This is a genomic window from Psychrobacter sp. TB20-MNA-CIBAN-0197, from assembly GCF_040309765.1.
Taxonomy (GTDB): Bacteria; Pseudomonadota; Gammaproteobacteria; order Pseudomonadales; family Moraxellaceae; genus Psychrobacter; species Psychrobacter submarinus.
In genome coordinates, this window is sequence record NZ_JBEOPC010000003.1 from 97,120 (window position 1) to 116,835 (window position 19,716).

General features: G+C 46.2%; 14 protein-coding genes. 1 reads left to right on the top strand and 13 read right to left on the bottom strand.

Translation table 11 applies throughout. The annotated features are described in order from the left end of the window. Window positions 1–110: 110 nt before the first annotated feature. Together AAEY83_RS01710 and AAEY83_RS01715 are read right to left on the bottom strand one after the other, a co-directional pair. Entirely contained in the window at window positions 111–374 is a 264-nt protein-coding gene (locus tag AAEY83_RS01710; RefSeq protein ID WP_025644901.1) for a hypothetical protein, read from the bottom strand. 52 nt (window positions 375–426) lie between these two features. After that, entirely contained in the window at window positions 427–1,218 is a 792-nt protein-coding gene (locus tag AAEY83_RS01715) for a 3-oxoacyl-ACP reductase (RefSeq protein WP_025644904.1), read from the bottom strand. Window positions 1,219–1,459: 241 nt separating this feature from the next. Here AAEY83_RS01715 and AAEY83_RS01720 point away from each other — a divergent pair, with 241 nt between their 5' ends. After that, window positions 1,460–2,605, top strand: a complete 1,146-nt coding sequence (locus AAEY83_RS01720; protein ID WP_025644906.1) for an ABC transporter substrate-binding protein — start codon at window positions 1,460–1,462, stop codon at window positions 2,603–2,605. 92 nt (window positions 2,606–2,697) lie between these two features. Here AAEY83_RS01720 and AAEY83_RS01725 read toward each other — a convergent pair whose 3' ends face one another. The 11 genes from AAEY83_RS01725 to AAEY83_RS01775 all read right to left on the bottom strand — a co-directional run bounded on the left by AAEY83_RS01725 (window position 2,698) and on the right by AAEY83_RS01775 (window position 19,657). Further along, window positions 2,698–3,909 (bottom strand): FUSC family protein, encoded by a 1,212-nt coding sequence (locus AAEY83_RS01725; RefSeq protein ID WP_025644908.1) that lies wholly within the window; start codon window positions 3,907–3,909, stop codon window positions 2,698–2,700. A 223-nt stretch (window positions 3,910–4,132) separates the two neighbouring features. After that, a complete protein-coding gene (locus tag AAEY83_RS01730; protein ID WP_025644914.1) occupies window positions 4,133–5,554 on the bottom strand; it encodes a glutamate synthase small subunit GltD family protein in 1,422 nt (473 codons plus the stop codon). 168 nt (window positions 5,555–5,722) lie between these two features. Next, window positions 5,723–10,186, bottom strand: a complete 4,464-nt coding sequence (gltB, locus tag AAEY83_RS01735) for a glutamate synthase large subunit (protein WP_025644916.1) — start codon at window positions 10,184–10,186, stop codon at window positions 5,723–5,725. 588 nt (window positions 10,187–10,774) lie between these two features. Continuing rightward, a complete protein-coding gene (locus tag AAEY83_RS01740) occupies window positions 10,775–11,896 on the bottom strand; it encodes a hypothetical protein (RefSeq protein ID WP_025644918.1) in 1,122 nt (373 codons plus the stop codon). Between the two features lie 132 nt (window positions 11,897–12,028). Next, window positions 12,029–13,165 (bottom strand): 3-dehydroquinate synthase, encoded by a 1,137-nt coding sequence (aroB, locus tag AAEY83_RS01745; protein WP_025644925.1) that lies wholly within the window; start codon window positions 13,163–13,165, stop codon window positions 12,029–12,031. A 349-nt stretch (window positions 13,166–13,514) separates the two neighbouring features. Next, complete coding sequence (gene aroK, locus AAEY83_RS01750; RefSeq protein WP_025644927.1) at window positions 13,515–14,066, bottom strand: shikimate kinase AroK; 552 nt, start codon at window positions 14,064–14,066, stop codon at window positions 13,515–13,517. Window positions 14,067–14,280: 214 nt separating this feature from the next. After that, window positions 14,281–16,668 (bottom strand): type IV pilus secretin PilQ, encoded by a 2,388-nt coding sequence (locus AAEY83_RS01755; protein WP_025644929.1) that lies wholly within the window; start codon window positions 16,666–16,668, stop codon window positions 14,281–14,283. Between the two features lie 26 nt (window positions 16,669–16,694). Further along, complete coding sequence (locus AAEY83_RS01760; RefSeq protein ID WP_025644931.1) at window positions 16,695–17,225, bottom strand: pilus assembly protein PilP; 531 nt, start codon at window positions 17,223–17,225, stop codon at window positions 16,695–16,697. Next, complete coding sequence (locus AAEY83_RS01765; RefSeq protein WP_037058819.1) at window positions 17,218–17,934, bottom strand: type IV pilus inner membrane component PilO; 717 nt, start codon at window positions 17,932–17,934, stop codon at window positions 17,218–17,220. Before AAEY83_RS01765 ends, AAEY83_RS01760 begins: the two co-directional genes overlap by 8 nt. Continuing rightward, window positions 17,931–18,602 carry a PilN domain-containing protein gene (locus AAEY83_RS01770; RefSeq protein WP_025644933.1) on the bottom strand — a complete coding sequence of 224 codons (672 nt, stop codon included), beginning with the start codon at window positions 18,600–18,602 and terminating at the stop codon, window positions 17,931–17,933. The genes AAEY83_RS01765 and AAEY83_RS01770 overlap by 4 nt, the downstream gene beginning before the upstream one ends. Then, window positions 18,602–19,657 (bottom strand): pilus assembly protein PilM, encoded by a 1,056-nt coding sequence (locus AAEY83_RS01775; protein WP_025644935.1) that lies wholly within the window; start codon window positions 19,655–19,657, stop codon window positions 18,602–18,604. Before AAEY83_RS01775 ends, AAEY83_RS01770 begins: the two co-directional genes overlap by 1 nt. Between the last annotated feature and the right edge of the window lie 59 nt (window positions 19,658–19,716).

Genomic DNA, 19,716 nt, shown 5'->3' on the forward strand with positions numbered 1-19,716 from the left:
AGTAAAGGCCTATATAACTATAGGCCTTTAAAAATAAGCGCATCACAGAATTTTATCTAGTGAATAGTGACTTTACATTAATGATAGTAATATTAAATTACTCAGAAGATTTAACTTCGTCCAACAACCAAATCATAAAGCCAACTGCCCAATTTATAACAAACGCCAATGACAACCACGAAAACCACAATTGCTAAAATGTAAGCCAAAAAGTCCGGTACGCCCGTCATCCATCCAATCGTAAAGACCGTCCCTAAGTAAGCTTCCATTGGCCAATTAATAATAGGCGCAGAAGTACTCGCGTTAAGTAAGACTATTAAAGCGACTAGGCCAATTAAAGCCGTTATGATTCCTGCGCGTTTTTGGTTGTTCATATTATCTCTCTTATCTTAATGCTTTTATTATTATATTTATCCACCTCAAGCGCTAAGGCATGGTCAAGCCGCCATCGACGGCGATGGACTGACCGGTGATAGCGGCGCTCAAATCAGACGCCATCAGCAGTACAGAGTTAGCAAAGTTAGCAACTGAGGTGGCCTGACGCAGCGGCGTGGTGGTGGCGATATAGTCAAAGACTTCCTCAGTCGTGAGGCTACTAGCATCGGTGGTCTTTAACAGGCCGCCTGCTAATAGGTTCACGCGAATGCCGTGCGGACCAAGCTCGCTAGCTAGATTGCGCGTGAGCCCCACCAGCGCCGATTTGGCGGTCGTATAGTCGTAATAAGTCACTACAGGGTTATAGATCAGATTGGTGGAGATGTTGATAATTTTGCCCATTTGCTGCGCTTTCATCTGCGGCAACACCGCTTGTACGGTATTGACTGCGCCTTTGACGATACCGTCGATTTGCTGAGAAAAATGCGCCCACTGCACGGTTTCGATGCTAGTATTGTCAGCGCTAGGGTCAAACTGATACTGCGGCAGAGCATTGTTGACGAGCACATCAATACGGCTAAAACGTTCAATTACTGCTTGCGCCATTGCTTGCACTTGGGTCAAATCAGTGACATCGGCTTGATACGCGAAGGCTTGTCCGCCCGCGTCCTTAATCTTGGCAACGACTTGTTCAGCGGCGTCTTTGCTTTGTCGATAGTTGACACAAACTTTCGCGCCAGCCGCTGCCATTTGCTGAGCAATCTCGGCACCTAGGCCGCGACTACTCCCCGTAATGATCACGACTTTATCGGTAAGAAGTTTGGGTATAGTCGTCTGAGTCATGATTTTATCCTTTGTTATATTATAAAGATTAATACTGCTCGTTTTATTGCTGCTGGTATAAATTTTAGCAATGATAGCATACCTAGCATTCTCTACACTGCGCATTAGATTAGCGGCTTTTGGGTTATCATCCTTTATTAGAGCGAGCGGATTTTGACAATGGCCTTTAAATCAGGCTAAATAACAACTATAAAGATAGCAATAGACATCGCTGATTTATATTCACTTTAGGAGATATACTTTGAGCCAATCATTATATGGACTTTTTGCCAAACCTGCTACTCATCCAGTTAAGCGCACTTTTATGACAGCCGCACCAAAAGTACTACTGAGCGCGGCAATCGCTTTGGTGCTCGCTAGCTGTAGCAACGCTGATAATGCAGCAGTCGAAGATGCAGCCGATAGCGATGTGACGTTGAACCTCTATAACTGGTCAGAATATATGCCGCAAGAGATCTTAGACGGCTTTGAGGATGAGACTGGTATTTCGGTTAATTACACCACGTTTGACTCGAATGAGGCTATGTACGCCAAGCTCAAGCTGCTTGATGATTCAAGTCAGTATGATCTTGCCGTGCCTTCTACTTATTATGTCGAAAAAATGGCTAATGAGGGGTTACTACAAGAGATTGATCAATCAAAATTGAGCAACTTTGATAATCTAGATACCTCCTTTACCAATACTAAAGTCGATCCTGAGAATAAATACTCTATCCCTTATATGTGGGGCAGCACCGGTCTTGCGATCAACGGCGACGTGATTGATCCAGCGACGGTGAATAGCTGGGATGATTTATGGCGTCCTGAGTACAAAAATCAGGTGATGCTGATGAATGATATGCGTGAAGTCTTCGGTATGGCGCTATTGACCCTTGGCTACTCTGGCAATAGCAGTAATCCTGAGGAGATTAAGGCCGCTTATGACAAGCTCACGACTATCATGCCAAATGTCAAAACCTTTAACTCAGACGCCACTCGTATCCCTTATATCGAGGGCGAAACTAACTTAGGAATGACATGGAATGGTGAGGCGGTGATGGCCAATGATGAGGGTCTCACCAGTTTGGTGTATAAGTACCCCACTGAGGGCGCAATCTTGTGGATGGATAATTTTGTGATTCCAAAGAACGCCAAAAACGTCGATGCCGCGCATCAGTTTATCGATTATCTCTTGCAGCCTGAAAACGCCAAAATCGTCAGCGAAGAGATTGGCTATGCGTCACCTAACATAGCCGCGCGTGAGCTGATGGATGAAAGCATTCGCAACAACCCAACGATTTACCCATCAAAAGAAGTACTGGCAAAAGCAGAATTCCAAGAGGATGTCGGTGACGAGGCGCTGCAAGTATACCAGCAGTATTGGGATATGCTAAAAACCGGTCGTTAATAAACAAATAGGTCTAAAAAAAACGCTAGCTTTGAGAGTTAGCGTTTTTTTATGGGCTATGTGTGTGCAGCAAACAGCGCTTACAACTGTATCTATAAATGCAAGTCCGTCTCATGACCTTGTACTTCAATACGCTTTTGCTCACGGCGCTGATAGCGAAGACCAGACGCCGCAAACCACTGCGGTTTAGTCGTTTGTAACAAGTCGCTCAACTGTTGCAACTGGGTTTGCAAGGTTTGGGTCAACCAAAAATATCCCTGCCACTCAAACGCTAAACGCTGCACGCTTGGATACTCTGAGACGGCAATACGCGTAATGGGGCGAAACACTTCATCACTGGGACTACGTAGCACCGCAGCCATATGCTGCATCGCTTGCGTCAACTCATGCTGATAATGAACCAATAAAACATGGTTTTCCTCATCGATTTCAATATTTGCCAAGCGCGGCGCAGCACTTAATAACAAATCAATGGTGCCAATGATATTGCGATGGGTACGTTGAATGGTCTCCAGTGTCTCTTTTTCGACCCCCGACTCACTTGCGGTCGCAGCGATATGTGGACGCACGGCCAGTAGGCGCTTATTGATCTGTTGTAATGTGGTGACCAACGCTCTATCAACAGGTACTTCTCCAGCTGAAAAAGCCACTGGATTTGATTTATGGGTCGTATTGCCCGCCGCTCCGTCCGCTGTATCAATATGATGGCCAACGCTTGCATACAAGCTGCTACAAGCATCAAGATTGCTACTCAATAGAAATCGCCACATCAGCGTTGATTTGAGCGGCAAAATGAGTGTGACTGCGACCGCCACGCCTGTCCCTAGCAAGATATTGAGCGCACGGTAAATGCCGTCTTGACCAATACTACTATTGCCTAGATCGGAGACAATCATTAACATCGTAATACCCGTCAGCAGCCCTGTGTAGCCAAGCTTACGAACGGCCAGATAGCCAATAATGCCGCTTAATATACCGATAAGTGCATAATCGATCCATAGCCATGCCCCTGCATTTTGATTGAACCACAACACCCCTAATGCTGTGCCAATACCTAGTAGCGTGCCCAGCACACGCTCTTTGGCTTTGGTATAGATAGCGCCTTGATACTGTAACAATCCTAAAATAATAAAAACCGTAATGGTGGTCCACTCACCATGCGGCAGGTTTGTGACTTTATTGACTAATAGCGCCAGTATGACAGCCACTCCCAGACGACAAGCATGTAACACATCTGCACGTTGATAACGAATGTAAGGCTCAATAAATGGCGCAGTAACACGCTGGTAAAAGGTTGATTTCACGCAAGGCTACTCTTTTTAGTGAATAAACGAGTTTTAGTGAATAAACGAGTTTTAGTGGATAAATGAGGTAAACGATAAAGCATATAGGGTACGCACAAACATGCTAGCAGTCGAGCCTTTATTTACCAAGCATCACTCAAAAAAAATGTCTTTTGTCTGATAAAAGACAAAAGACGTTTACATCACAAACCACTAATAAATCGTGGAATCTAAATCGAGGTAATTATACTTCTAAAAAGTCTAAGATACCTTCCGCCGCTTCTCGGCCTTCCCATATCGCGGTGACGACTAAATCAGAGCCGCGTACCATATCGCCGCCAGCAAAGATTTTGGGGTTACTGGTTTGGAATTTATAAGGCTGATCTTCAAGTGCCAACACCAGACCGTTCAGATCCATCTCAACCTCATAACCTTCAAACCAATCGGCAGGGCTTGGACGAAAGCCAAAGGCCATAATCACTGCATCGCACTCGATGATCTCTTCTGAGTTTTCTACTGGCTCAGGACGGCGGCGGCCACGATTATCCGGAGCACCTAATTGCGTGGTTACCACTTTGACACCATTGACCTTACCGTTCAATCCAATGATCTCTGTGGGCTGTCGATTAAACAAGAATTCAACGCCTTCCTCACGCGCATTCACCACTTCACGGCGCGAGCCTGGCATGTTCTCTTCGTCACGGCGATAAGCGCAGACGACGCGCTCGGCACCTTGGCGAATGCTCGTACGGTTACAGTCCATCGCCGTATCGCCGCCACCAAGTACCACTACCTTTTTACCTTTTAGATCAATGTATTCAGATGGGTCTTTTTCCCAGTCGTTACAGCGATTGACATTGGCAATTAAGTAATCTAACGCATCGTAGACGCCGTCTAACTCTTCGCCAGCGAAACCACCGCGCATATAAGTATAGGTACCCATGCCCATAAATACCGCATCATAATCACTCACTAGCTCATCGATGGTGATATCAGTGCCGACTTCGGTATTTAGGCGAAATTCAATGCCCATATCTTCAAAGATAGTACGGCGATTGCGCATGACGTCTTTTTCCATTTTGAACTCAGGAATACCAAAGGTCAGTAGCCCGCCAATCTCAGGACGTTTGTCAAAGACGATAGGCTTGACGCCATTTCTAACTAAGATGTCAGCGCAGCCAAGACCTGCTGGCCCTGCACCGATGATCGCAACTTTTTTGTCCGTCCAAACCACATCGGACATATCAGGACGCCAGCCTAAGGCAAAAGCGGTATCGTTAATATATTTTTCGACGTTACCGATAGTGACTGCGCCAAAACCGTCATTTAAGGTACAAGCGCCTTCACATAGGCGATCTTGTGGGCAGACGCGGCCGCAGACCTCAGGTAAAGTGTTGGTACGATGACATAATTCAGCCGCTTGAAAGATCTGCCCTTCAGTCGCAAGCTTTAGCCAATTAGGAATGTAGTTATGTACTGGGCACTTCCACTCACAATAAGGGTTACCGCATTCCAGACAGCGATGCGCTTGATTGGCCACCAGCTCGGTATCTTGAGGCGTGTAAATCTCTACAAACTCTGTGGCGCGAGTGACGATATCTTTTTTCAGTGGTTCAAGTCTAGGAATATCCAAAAACTGAAAACTATTTTCTAAACGTTTTGCCATAATCATAATCTCTTTGATAGTGGGTAGTGATGAGCGATAAAGACCAGTTTCTCAATACAGAATCAAGTCTTTAGAATATCGCAGCATCACGGACCTGCTGAAAGCCGCTGCGTTTATACAGCGCAGCGTTTCTGATACGCTACTGACATGCTACTCAAGTTACTCATGCTACTGCGGATCTGCCATCGTAGTATTGAGTAAGTTGGCAATACTTGCCGCCTTTGGCTTAACCAAATAAAACTTGCGCACGTAATAATCGAAATCTGCCAAGAGTGTCTGTCCCCAAGCGCTGCCGGTCTTAGCCACGTGGTTTTCAATCACTTGCTGCAAATAGATACGATGTACTTCGGTCTGCTCGCTAGAGATGCGGTTCAGATCGATCAGCTCATGGTTGCAACGATCAAAAAAGTCGCCTTCCATGTCGAGTACATAAGCAAAACCACCCGTCATACCAGCCCCAAAGTTAAGACCAGTACGTCCAAGAATCGTGACGATACCGCCCGTCATATATTCACAGCAATGGTCGCCTGTGCCTTCGATAACCGCATGCGCGCCAGAGTTACGAACACCAAAACGCTCACCTGCGGTCCCAGCAGCATATAACTTACCGCCCGTTGCTCCATATAGACAGGTATTACCAATGATAGCAGTGTCCTTTGCAGCAAAGTTAGATTCTTTTGGTGGGTAGATGACAATCTCGCCGCCTGCCATACCTTTTCCGACATAGTCGTTCGCATCGCCCTCAAGCTCGATATGCAGACCGCCTGCATTCCATACCCCCAAGCTCTGCCCTGCGGTCCCCGTCAAACGAAGCTTGATTGGCATATCACTCATGCCAAGATTGCCCCAATGCTCGGCAATCTCACCGGAGATACGCGCACCGATAGAGCGATCGCAGTTACCGACATAATAGCTATAGTCACCGCCTGTGCCTTGACGAATGGTAAGCATCATATCACTTATCATCTGCTCAGCGAGCAAGCCTTTATCGAATGGCTCATTACGCTCGACCTGACAAGTCTGCGGCATACCGCTACTGGCAGGATGACTAAATAAGAGCGGTGATAAGTCAAGATGACGCTGCTTATCAGTATGACCTTCTAAAATATCAAGCAGATCGGTACGCCCAACTAGCTCTTCCATACTGCGAACACCCAGTACAGCTAACCATTCACGCGTTTCAGTCGCCACAAACTTAAAGAAGTTGATTAACATCTCCGCCTCACCGATGAAGTGCTCATCACGCAACTTGGATTTTTGGGTAGCAACGCCTGTTGGACAGTTGTTTAAATGACAGATACGTAGGTACTTACAACCAACCGCAATCATCGGCGTGGTACCAAAGCCAAAGCTCTCTGCGCCTAAGATAGCGGCTTTGACCACATCTAGACCCGTCTTGAGACCGCCGTCGGTTTGGATGCGGACTTTGTCACGTAGGCCATTGACGCGTAGAGATTGATGCGTCTCAGCCAGGCCCAGCTCCCACGGCGAGCCGGCATGATGGATAGACGTTAAGGGTGATGCCGCGGTACCACCATCATAGCCTGATATGGTAATCAGATCAGCATAAGCTTTGGCAACGCCCGTCGCAATCGTACCAACGCCTGGACGAGAAACGAGCTTTACCGAGACCAAAGCATCTGGATTGACTTGCTTAAGATCAAAGATAAGCTGAGCTAAATCTTCAATAGAATAAATATCATGGTGCGGCGGCGGTGAAATTAGCGTCACCCCCGGTACTGAGTAACGCAGACGCGCAATCAAAGCATTGACCTTGCCGCCTGGCAGCTGACCACCCTCACCCGGCTTAGCACCCTGCGCAACTTTAATCTGCATGACTTCAGCTGAGCGCAAATACGCAGGAGTTACGCCAAAACGACCAGAGGCAACTTGTTTAATCTTCGAGTTACGCAAGGTACCATAACGCACCGGATCTTCGCCGCCCTCACCTGAGTTTGAGCGCCCGCCAATCGTGTTCATTGCCATCGCTATGGACTCGTGCGCCTCAGGCGATAAAGCGCCTAATGACATACCCGCAGAGTCAAAGCGCGTCAAAATCTCAGAGATGTCTTCGACCTCATTAACATCGATGCTGTTGTCAGTTTTTAGTTGTAACAAGTCACGCAACGTCGCAACTGGGCGGCTATTTACGAGGTTGGCATAATTCTGGTAATTTTCGTAATCACCCGTACGTACCGCCGTATGTAAGCTGTTAATCACGTCAGGATTGAAGGCATGGTACTCTTTATTAAAGACGAACTTGAGCAAACCGCCTTGATCGAGCGGTGCACGGCGTTTAAAGGCATTGGCAGCAAGTACGGCTTGATCGGCAGCTAAGTCAGCAAAAGTCGCGCCTTTGATGCGGCTTTGTACGCCTTTAAAGCAAAGATTGACCACCTCTTCAGACAGGCCGACCGCTTCAAACAACTGCGCGCCGCGATAAGAGACAATGGTCGAGATGCCCATTTTTGACAAAATCTTTAATAAGCCTTTATCCAAGCCTTTACGGAAATTGACGCGGGCTTGAATTGGGTCACCAAGCAACTCACCAGTCGCAACCAAGTCATCGATAACATCATATGCCAGATATGGATACACACAAGTTGCACCAAACCCGATCAATACAGCCACTTGATGCGAGTCACGAGCAAGACCTGTCTCAACGACTAGGTTGGCATCAGTACGGATGCCTTCTGCAATCAGATAATGATGCACGGCTCCTGTGACCATGATGGCATTGGCGGGTACTTTTTCTGTATCGATCTCTTTATCAGACAGTACGATCAAGGTATTGCCCGAGCGGATGTTATCTGCCACTTCTTTGCAAATAGCAACGATAGCATCAGATAGCTCTAGAGTACGGTCATAGTTCAGATCGATACGAGCCATCTTGAATGCTGGATCATCCAACGTTTCAAGCTGATGCATCTTGCTGGCTGACAAGACTGGTGATGACAAAATAATACGATGAGCATCTCTTGCTGATGGCGCAAACACATTGGTTTCAGCGCCTAGGCAAGTTTGTAGTGACATCACAATGGATTCACGTAATGGGTCAATCGGTGGGTTGGTCACCTGCGCGAACTGCTGACGGAAAAAATCACCCACATGACGTATCTGCTGTGACAGTACTGCCATTGGCGTATCGTCACCCATCGAGCCTACTGGCTCTTGGCCATTCTCTGCATTGGGTCGAATGATTTCGGTACGCTCTTCATTGGTGATGTGATACATTTTTTGTAATGCTTTTAGCTTGTCACCGCGGCAAGCTTGCATTGCCAATGTTTCTTCTAAGCGCTCGTCATCACGAATACGGGTGGCCTCTTCACGTAGCCATTTGCGGTACGGATGTGCATTTTTCAACAACGTTGCAATGGCAGTCGTATCTAGAACCTGACCTGTCACTGTATCGATAACGAGCATTTGACCTGGGCCAACTCGACCTTTTGCCAACACATCTTGTGGTGAGTAGTCCCAAACCCCTACTTCCGATGCCACAGTGATATAGCCATTCTTAGTCGTTACCCAGCGCGATGGACGCAGACCGTTTCTATCGAGCATACAGACGGCATAACGGCCATCTTGAATGACAAGGCCTGCAGGACCATCCCATGCTTCCATGTGCTGCGAGTAAAACTCATAAAACGCTCGCAAATCCATGTCCATGCTATCGACGTTCTGCCATGCTGGTGGCACCAAAATTGACATCGCATGAAATAAGTTCATACCACCAGACATCAGTACTTCAAGCATATTATCTAAGCTTGATGAGTCAGAGCCTGTGGTATTTACAAGCGGCGTCAATTTATTTAGGTTCGGCAGTTTGTCTGATTTGAGCTTTGGTGTGCGAGCTTTAGACCAATTGCGGTTACCTGTAATGGTATTTAACTCACCATTATGAGCCAGATAGCGAAACGGCTGCGCAAGCGGCCAGCGCGGTAACGTATTGGTCGAAAAACGCTGATGGAAAACCACGATATGTGACGCCAAGCGCTCATCTTGTAAATCTAAGAAAAAGGCTGGTAAATCTGAAGGCATGACCAGACCTTTATAAATAATCGTCTGGCAGCTCAACGAGCACACGTAAAACAATTCATCATCGATCAGACGCTGCTCGGCTTTTTTGCGCGCGACAAACAGCTTACGGTTAAAGTCATCTGCAGCTAGATCATCATCAGCATTGACAAATACTTGCTTAAAATCAGGCAGCGTCTCACGGCCAATATCACCGACGATACTCAGATCTAACGGTACTTCGCGCCAGCCAGCTACTTCTAACCCTTGTGCAGTAATCTCTTCGTTTAACACCTGCTGGCTATGAGCGGCCTTTTCACTATCTAAATGAGTAAACACCATGCCGACAGCAAAGTTGTCAGTGATAGACAGCTCCTGCTCAGAAGCGATAGTTTGAAAAAACGCTTTTGGCGTCGCTAGCAATAAGCCGCAGCCATCGCCAGTCTTGCCATCTGCTGCTACACCGCCGCGATGGGTCATACAGCTGAGACTATGAATAGCGGTCTTGACTAAGTCGTGACTGGCTTGTCCCTCAATGTGAGCAATCAAACCAAAACCACAGTTATCAGAGAAATCATCTGGAGTCGCTAGATGGCTATGCGAGGAGATCATTGACATGGTTTATCCTTTTGGGTGAACGGGCGCTTGGTATCCAATGCGAACATTAAACGCAGCATTGCAAGTAAAATGCAATTAAAATAAAATTTACTAAACTTTATGCTAATATATTTATTTAAGCGGATTAATAGAGCCCGCGATGAACGGCTAAAACTGCACCAGATGCCTAAAATTATTTAAGCAAGACTTTATAAGAGCGTCAATTCAACGCTCGTCTTATCGACGACTTATCCTTAAGTAGTAAATTAATTATTTTTTGCCATAGCAAATAACCAGACGGTTAGAGCTATGATTGAGTTATAACAACCATTTGAGGTGACAGCTACTAAGGCTGATATAGCCCTTACAATAACTGACTTATTATAAAGCTGACGATATACCTAGAGTCGTTATCTTATCTTTCATGAGTAAGATAACGTTTATACCTGGCGTTGATTTGTACAAAGAGTAGCAAGTTTACGATAATTGTACAAATCAGCGCAGGTACTCATCATAGATAATATTTAAGCAAAAATCTAGTTATTTATGTGACCTATTCCGCTTACCTCTATCATGAGTTTTTGTCGTTAAAAAAGTGAGCTGCTCCGCTTAATTCGTTCTTTCCTGAATGAGCTCTTTCATACTGTCGTTACTATTTGCTGTATTACTCGCGGCATCATTTGCGGTGTTAGCCGGTTTAGGCGTGGCATTATTGTTATTGTTATTGTTCGTTTTCGGCGGAGCGCTCGTATCCTTATCAGTAGGCGGTTTCGGCGCGGTGACTACCGGTGGTTTTTTGACTTCAGCGTCCGTGTTACGGGTATTACTTGGTATTTGAGCGATGTTTTCATTATCAGAGTCAATTGAGCGCTGTTCATTGACAGATAAAGTCGCTGAAGTATCCTCGGACTGACGAATACTCTCTTTTTGACTATTTGCAGCTGCATCGTTTTGGGCATTTGCCATATTACGCTCTGCTCTTTGCTTGATAGTATCAGCAGAAATACTATCCTCTGTAGCAGCGTTATCATTATCATTAGTTGTTGGCTGTTGACGTACTGGCACTTCACGCTGGGTACGTTTTAGCTTAACGGAACGAGCGCGTCTGCTGCTCAGATCTTTTATTGGTTCTGGACGCTCGTAGTTATCAATAATACTGACGTAGCGGCTGATCTCCTCTGGCAATACTCGTACACCAGCTGGTAGCCCAAAGTCTATAAGCTTAGCAGCGCCTACGGCTTCTTGCGGACTGCTCATAATGCCATAAGTCAACATATAGCGTAATTTATTGTTTTCATCACGATAACGAAAATAGGCAAACTTGTCACGATCTTTACGGCTTTCTAAATAGCTGACGATGACGTCGTTTTCGGCCACATTCATCACTTGTACCGTCCACTTACCTTTGTTCGCTGATAAGTAACGCTTATCCTTAAACTCATCAGGATAATTACGCAAATCACGGACCGTTGCCTCAAAGTCGATAGGCTGTACATCGGTATCAAGCTCATGTAAGGACTCGATGGATAATGGCTGTTTGAGCTCATCGACGGTGACTTGCGGCGTTGACAGCGGCGCATTCTCAATTTGAGCACCGATGGCAGATGTCTGACTAAACATCCAAACCAATGCAGTCACTACTCCGAGTAACAACGCCATCATCAGCCATAAAAGCGCTTGGCGACGATAGGATCGGCTCGCAGGAGATGTCGATGCGCGCGATTGTGCCATGAAAAATTTCCTTGGTAATGTAGGTTGCCAATATAAGTATCGACACTAACAATGAATAAATACAAAAGACAATAGACTAGAACTCTCTAAAAAGTCATAAATATCAGTCATCTATAATAACAGTATACCGCTTTATGGATTAGATTGGGATAAAACCTCTATCAATAGCTTCTCATCGAAATCATCGGTCAATATCCCCTCGCCTAGTGATTTGAGTAAAATCAGTCGAATCTTGCCGCCTTTGACTTTTTTATCATGACCCATTAGGTCAAGAGCGGTTGCCGCTGAGATAGCAGGCGGAGTAATAGGGAGGTTGGCAAGCGTTAAGATATGTTTTATCCGATCGGTATCATTCTGAGTCAGCCAGCCAAGCTTTTGTGACATCATTGCCGCTTGTACCATACCAGCAGCCACTGCCTCTCCGTGCAACCATTCGCCATAGCCCTCATGCGTCTCGATCACATGACCAAAGGTATGACCAAAGTTCAATAATGCTCTGACGCCTGACTCTCTCTCATCTTGCGCGACCACTTGCGCTTTATAGGCACAGCAGCGCTTAACCGCTACAGCAAGCACTTCTAGATCAAGCGCCATCATGGCCGGCAGATTATGCTCAAGCCAAGTCAAAAACGCTTCATCCATAATCAGCGCGTACTTAATCACCTCGGCGATACCTGCTGACAGCTCGCGCGCGGGCAAAGTCTGCAAAGTATTCATATCAGCCAGTACCATCTGCGGCTGCCAAAACGCGCCAATCATGTTCTTGCCTTGCGGATGATTGATACCGGTCTTACCGCCCACGCTCGAATCCACTTGTGCCAACAAAGTCGTCGGGATCTGAATAAAATTGACGCCGCGCATAAAGCTTGCTGCAGCAAAACCTGTCATATCGCCAATCACGCCGCCGCCAAGCGCAAGTAAAGTCACGTCACGGTTAAAATGCTGCGCCATGAGTGCATCGTATATTTTATTGATATGATCTTGATTTTTATACTGCTCACCATCGGGTAAGACGCAGACGGCTACCTGAAAATCAGTAGATAATTGCTGCTGTAAAGGCTGCAAGTACAAAGGCGCGACAGTCTCATTGGTGACGATTAACACTTGCTTGCCCGTAATATACGGTGCGACGCGCTGCGCCATAGTGCTTACCTTGTTACTGTCACTCGCGGCATCTTCGCTATCGCTACAACTTGCGGTAATAATAATAGGATAATCATGGCTTTGGGTTTGTACTGTCAAACTATCATCGAACAGGGGCTTTGCCATACCGGCTTCCTATGTAAAAATCTAGACGCTGTTTTTTATTGAATATCGACGTTGTTAAGTGGCGGCATATCTAGACTGAGGCTTATTTTTTGCAACACAGCTTTTGCAACACATTTTCTGTACCACTCTTTGCAACACCCTTTCAACACACCTTCGGCACACTTGGTGTGAGTTATAGTTAGCTGAATGTAAAACTGTTATGGATTTAAACGCGCTACTGGTATAAATTTTACTTGCGTGCTGCGTTCCCAGAGGCTGCGCAAAATTCATCCCAGTAGCGCTATGACATTTTTAGAGTGTATCGACTATACAACGGTAGTTACGGCTTATAAACGCAATATCGCGAGTATTAAGGCGTGTTGTCGCCCTGCGTTGTAGCAATAAACCGTTCTAGCTGCTGCAATAGCTGATTGACCATATGCCGCGGATAAGTGTGCCCAGTCGGCAAAATAATATGAGCCACTTGTCGATATAATGGATCACGGACTTGATATAAACTTTGTAGGATTTGTTTGGGATTCGGCTGTTGTAATAGCGGGCGCGACTTATCTTTGGCCGTGCGCGCCATTTGCACCTCAACTGGGGCATTCAGATAAACCACGATACCGCGCTGATGCAAAAACTCTCGGTTATCATGACTCATGACCGCACCGCCACCAGTGGCTAATACGATTTGGGGCTTTTGGGTCAGCTCATTAATAGCGCGAGTTTCACGCTCACGAAAGCCGGCTTCGCCCTCTTTGGCAAATATCCAAGCAATATCCGCGCCGGTTTGGGACTCAATATACCAGTCGCTATCAACAAACTCACGCCCTAGCTGTTTGGCAAGCAGACGGCCAATTGTGGTCTTTCCTGCACCCATCGGCCCGACTATAAATACCGACGGTAATTCCTCCAACATAACACTTACTCAGCTAAATTAACTATCATACAACGTCATCGATAATCTGGCTAGTAATCAACCTTGATATTAACAGCAAAAATTTTATTAAGCCTTTTTGAGCATCATTAAGACACAAAAAAGCAAGCACTTAGGCTTGCTTTTCTTCGCTTTAAAATTGGACGATGTGTAAAATAAAAACCGCTTAACTTTCATGGTTACAGGATTAACCGGGTTAGTCCAAACGACTGATGCCATCGTTGATAAGTTTTGGTGTCACAAATATCAGCAGCTCTTCTTTATTATTACTCCGCACATCGCGGCGGAAAGCACGGCCGATATAAGGTAGATCGCCTAAGAACGGTACTTTATCCACACCGTTGTTAGTACGGTTTCTAAACACGCCGCCTAAGACAATGGTCTGTCCATCTTCGACGATGACATTGGTTGAAATCGAATCTTCATTGATAGCGACATCGCCATTGATAATGGTTGGCGTCCCGTTAGTAATAAGAAGCTGCAAGCCAATTTTACCATCAGGGGTAATGTTCGGCGTGGCCTCAAGGCTAAGCGCCGCTTCTCTAAAGCTAGTAGACGTTGCGCCACTTGCCGCCGCTTCTTGATAAGGGATCTGCGTACCTGAGGAGACTTTGGCAGTTTGCTTATCTGCAGTCAAAATCTTCGGCGTAGAGATGACCTCCCCGCGATTGTCGGCTTGCAAGGCAGAGAGCTCAAGATCTAGCATCACATCGGATAAGCTAAGCAGACCAAAAGCGATACTGCCAGCCGCCGGATTAGTCACTCCCAAGTCGACACTCAAATTATCAGGGCTACTAATATCATAGCTCGGATAAGACACAGTCTGACCATTGACCGTCGTGGTCTCGATGTCAAAATCTTTTAAGTCCGCTAACGTCTGATTGCTACCGCCCACCAGTAAACTGCGATTGGTTGCCGCGCCGCTAGATAAGATACCCCAACGCACGCCAATCTCTTTACTAAAAGTATCAGTTGCACTAACGATACGCGCCTCGATCATCACTTGGCGTACCGGAATATCGATTTTGGTAATCAGCTCGCGAATATTCTCAATGCTATCAGCGACGTCTTTGACAATCAAAGTATTGGTACGCTCATCGATAGTGACGGTGCCGCGATTAGACAATAGAGTATTGTTATCTTCGATGTTAGCCGCATTACCAGTACCAAGAAGACCACTATTGTTATTGGCCGGCCCACTGCCCTCAGAGATAAGATTTAATACATCTTCCGCTCTAGCATAGCTTAGACGAATATACTCCGTGCGTAGCGGTGAAAAAGAGTCAACCGCGAGCTGCGCTTGTAGCTCATCTGCCTCTTGCTGAGCCAGCTCCGTCGCCGGTGCTACTAAGATGACATTACCGTTTTCGCGCTTACCTAGGTTTTTGCTTTTTAGAATAATATCGAGCGCTTGATCCCAAGGCACATTGATAAGGCGCAAGGTGATATTACCAGCGACTGAATCACTAGCAACAATGTTCATATTAGTGAACTGCGCTAAGATATCAAGCACACTACGAATCTCAACGTCTTGGAACTCCATAGACAGCGCTTCACCAGTATAGACTTTTTCTTCTAGCGTCGGCTCACGTAGTAGCTCAGGCTCAGAGATGCTGATATTTAACTGCGCGCCTGATTGATACGCTTGATATTCGTAGTCACCATTCATATTGATAGTGATAATACCGGTCTGACCTTGGTTTTTGGTATCGACACTCGCGACTAAGCCGCTATTGATATTGAGACGGCGCAGCAGGTTTCTAGGTACGGTACTGCCCGTCAAGCGTACGACAAGCTTATTGCCTTGGCGCTGTACATCAACCGGAATAGCTTCATTGGCTAAAGTGATACTGACATTACCGCCGCCACCGCTGCCGGCTGCAAAGTTCAAGGCCGTCAAACCATCATAGCTGTATTGACGACTCACTTGCGAGGCAGCAAGATTGGGGTCTAATAAAGGATTGACTCTGACCACCATAGTATCAGCCGGTACTTGCGGTTTTGTCGGTGCTTGCCGCACTACCACTGGCGCGGCTACGACGTTATCAGTCGCTACGACATTGGTCGCTACTACTGGGCTGTCGATAGGCGTGGTGGTGATGATTGCTGATTGGTTATTGAGCACATCAGCGACCGGATCATTGGTAATGACTTGGCGTGCAGGATCATTGATCGTCAATAGCAGATCGTTACCTTCTATTGCGGTAGTATAATCACCGCTTTTTTTCAGCCCAACAATAAGGCGCGTCGTACTGTCATTACTCAAAGTCGTAATATCGTTGACTATACCCACATTATAATCGTTGAAGCGGCTCGCCAAACCGTTTTGGACTTGTTCAAAGTCTAAGACTAAACGGCTAGGGTTATCGAGCTGATAAGCTGCCGGTACGTTTGGCGTCTCATTGAACCCCAAACGCAGCTGCGTTACTGCTGGCGCCGTCTGCACAACAGACACCTCATTGATGCGTTGCACCGCATAAGCGTTGCTCATAATAGCGGTCATGCCCAAAGCGAACACAGGAGCGGCGAAAGTAGAGGAAACACGACTACTTATCGTCCTTGCCTTATTGTTACGTACGGTCATTACTTATTCCTCAAAAATCTACCATCTTAATTTATAGGAGAGACCAGCGACTGTGGTCTTTCAATAAACCCGGCGCGGCTGTCTGGTACAATTTCAATTAGATTAATCTGCGTGGGCGTAATCTCAACAATACGGCCATCATTGAGTCCAAGATAATCACCTACCTTTACACTAGCGACTGACCCATCTGGACGCTGAACTAAAGCGTACTCTTGTCCTTCAGGAGAAACCACAACACCGCGAAAAGTCAGCTGAGCGATTTCATATTGCTCTAAAGGTTGTTTGATACGGTTAATATCAGGGCGTATGCCGTCGATAGCCGTGGTCGGTCCTTGCATATTTACCAAACTTGGTGGTAAAAAAGGACTGCGTAGACTGCTTGCGCTATAGACAAAGTCTTCTACTAGTGACACTTTAGGCGTCGGTTCAACCTCTTGTGCCTGTGACGCTCGTATGTCTTGCATGGCTTGCTCAGCTAGACCGATTCTATCGGCACAGCCACTGAGCAAAAGCGTCGTCATCGTTAAAAGCATAAGGCTGGGTAGCGGCTTAATCATCAGCAGCCTCCTCATCAGGCGTCACTTCTTTTGAGCGATAGGTCTTGGTCTGTAAGATCAAATTCAGCTCCGGAATGGCTTCTAAAGTGGGCTGTGGATTACTCACCTCAAAGTCATGCATAGTAATGATACGCGGCAGGGCAGCAAGACCACTGATAAAACTGCCAAACTGATGATACTCGCCCAAAGCAGCAATACGAATAGGCTGCTCGATAAAAAACTCATTCTCAATCTCAGGCTCAACAGAGATATCTTGGAAGCGGATATTACTGCCCACTCCCGTCATATTGATACCTTCTACCAATTCAGAAACCCGAGTCTCTTTAGGGAGCTGATCGAGCAAAGTATTAAATTCTATATCCATTTGCGCCACTTGCGCTTTATAAGTGTTTAAATGCCGTGCTCGTGACTCTTTTTGGCGATAGGTCTCAAGTAAGGTTTGCTGCTCACTTTCGCTGGCCTTAATCTCATCGATTTTACTACTAATCGGTAACGCCCAAGCCATAGCAGCAATGAAGACGACAATTAACAATAACACGGTCACTTTAACTGGTAGCGGCCAACTGCCAGAGTTTTGGGTATCTAGCGATTCAAAGCTACGACGAAAATCATTGAAGTCGAATGATTTTTTTGGCGGGGTCAATGGGCCTTGCGCTTTGATTGCGCTTTTTTTGGTTTTTATGAGGCTTTTTTTGCGGATAGGACTCATAAAGTACCTCCAGAGCCATTAGCACTAGCGGCGATCTCTGCTGACTGGGTAGGCTCAGTTAATGAGGACTGCACTTGAGTGGTTACTACAAACTGCACGTAACTGTCCTCAGGGTATATAGGTCGAGGCCGCTCACCGTTAGTAGGTGCTCGATTTAAGGTCGCTTCTGCCTCGTAGGCACTAATATTTTGCTGAATATTACGTACGGCGGAGTTTTCCATCCACAGGCTGTCGTCCAAATTACGAATTAAGCTTGAGACTACGTTTGGGTTGTCCGCTAGGCCGGTAAAGGTAAGTAGGTCACCCTCACGCTTTAGATTATTCAGATAAAGCGCTGGAGGCATCGCCTTTGCTACATCGTCCCATAAACGCACTGGAATTGGGCGTCGTCCCTGCAAGTCTTGGATAACTTGCATACGCGAGATAATATCTTCTCGGCGCTGCTCAAGCGTATCTATCTCCGCAAGTACCGTATCCAAACGATTGTTTTCTTGCATGATGCGATCATTGGCGTCACGCTGCTCTTCGAGCTCATTATTAAAATAGCTCCAAGTCGCAAACGCGGACAACAATGCCAGCAGCGTCACTGCAGCAACTAGCGTCAAAAACTCTTTATTGCGGCGGGCGCGTTCCTCAGAACGCCATGGTAGTAGGTTAATACGAGCCATTAGTTAAAGCTCCTAAGCGCAAGCCCACAAGCCGCCATTAGGCTGGGAGCATCGATAGCCAACTGCTCGCTGTCAATATAAGGGCTGATAGTCATATTAATAAATGGATCGGCGACGGTAACGCCGATATTTAGTTTTTGCTGGATCATGCCGGCAAGACCGGGTATAGAGCTACTACCGCCAGCGAGCACAATATGATCAATGTGGTCATATTGACTTGAGGAAAAATAAAACTGTAGCGATCGAGTGATTTGTTGTACCGTACTTTCCATAAACGGCGTGAGCACTTCAGGATAATAATCATCAGGCAACATACGCTCATGCTTATTAACCATCGCCTCTTCATAAGACAACCCGTAGCGCTCTTGGATGGCTTCTGTGAGCTGCAACCCGCCAAATAACTGCTCGCGGCTATAGATAAATTTATCGTTTTTAGCAATATATAAGGTCGTTTGATGATGGCCAATATCGATAACAGCGACCAATTCTGGCATATTTGGTAAATTATCTGCCATCATCTGAAAAGCTCTTTCGATAGCGTGCGACTCTATATCCATAACTTTGGTTTTTAGACCACCAAAGGCCAAGGCGTCCACCCGCTGATCTACGTTCTCAGAGCGTGAGGCTGCTAGCAAGACTTGCACCATCGTGTCATCAACGACAGAAGGCCCTAGCACTTCAAAGTCCAGATTGACTTCATCTAAAGGATAAGGGATATACTGATCTGCATCGAGACGGATTTGTGCTTCGCGTTCAACATCGCTTAAAGTAGCATCCATATCGATAATCTTGGTAATGACCGACGAGCCTGAGACCGCGGTTGCAGCATCATGGCCTGCAACTCGGTTTTGGCGCGCTAAGCTTGCAATCGTGTCACCAGCCGCTTCAGTATCGACAATCAGCTTATCAACGACTATCCCTGGCGGTAATCTTTCGATACCATAAGACTTGAGATGATAAACGCCTTGCTGCCGAGTTATGTCAACTAGCTTTACTGAAGTTGCACAAATATCTACTCCAATTAAACTCTGATGCTTAGAAGAAAGTAGCTTCACAGACCCTACACCTTATATAGAATATAGATTACAAAGGTTTTGTAATCATGGAATACAAT

Bases quoted from the DNA above. Each gene is read 5' to 3' on its own strand.
- AAEY83_RS01710 (WP_025644901.1), bottom strand. From the start codon at position 374: ATGAACAACCAAAAACGCGCAGGAATCATAACGGCTTTAATTGGCCTA.
- AAEY83_RS01715 (WP_025644904.1), bottom strand. From the start codon at position 1,218: ATGACTCAGACGACTATACCCAAACTTCTTACCGATAAAGTCGTGATC.
- AAEY83_RS01730 (WP_025644914.1), bottom strand. From the start codon at position 5,554: ATGGCAAAACGTTTAGAAAATAGTTTTCAGTTTTTGGATATTCCTAGA.
- gltB (WP_025644916.1), bottom strand. From the start codon at position 10,186: ATGTCAATGATCTCCTCGCATAGCCATCTAGCGACTCCAGATGATTTC.
- AAEY83_RS01740 (WP_025644918.1), bottom strand. From the start codon at position 11,896: ATGGCACAATCGCGCGCATCGACATCTCCTGCGAGCCGATCCTATCGT.
- aroB (WP_025644925.1), bottom strand. From the start codon at position 13,165: ATGGCAAAGCCCCTGTTCGATGATAGTTTGACAGTACAAACCCAAAGC.
- aroK (WP_025644927.1), bottom strand. From the start codon at position 14,066: ATGTTGGAGGAATTACCGTCGGTATTTATAGTCGGGCCGATGGGTGCA.
- AAEY83_RS01755 (WP_025644929.1), bottom strand. From the start codon at position 16,668: ATGACCGTACGTAACAATAAGGCAAGGACGATAAGTAGTCGTGTTTCC.
- AAEY83_RS01760 (WP_025644931.1), bottom strand. From the start codon at position 17,225: ATGATTAAGCCGCTACCCAGCCTTATGCTTTTAACGATGACGACGCTT.
- AAEY83_RS01765 (WP_037058819.1), bottom strand. From the start codon at position 17,934: ATGAGTCCTATCCGCAAAAAAAGCCTCATAAAAACCAAAAAAAGCGCA.
- AAEY83_RS01770 (WP_025644933.1), bottom strand. From the start codon at position 18,602: ATGGCTCGTATTAACCTACTACCATGGCGTTCTGAGGAACGCGCCCGC.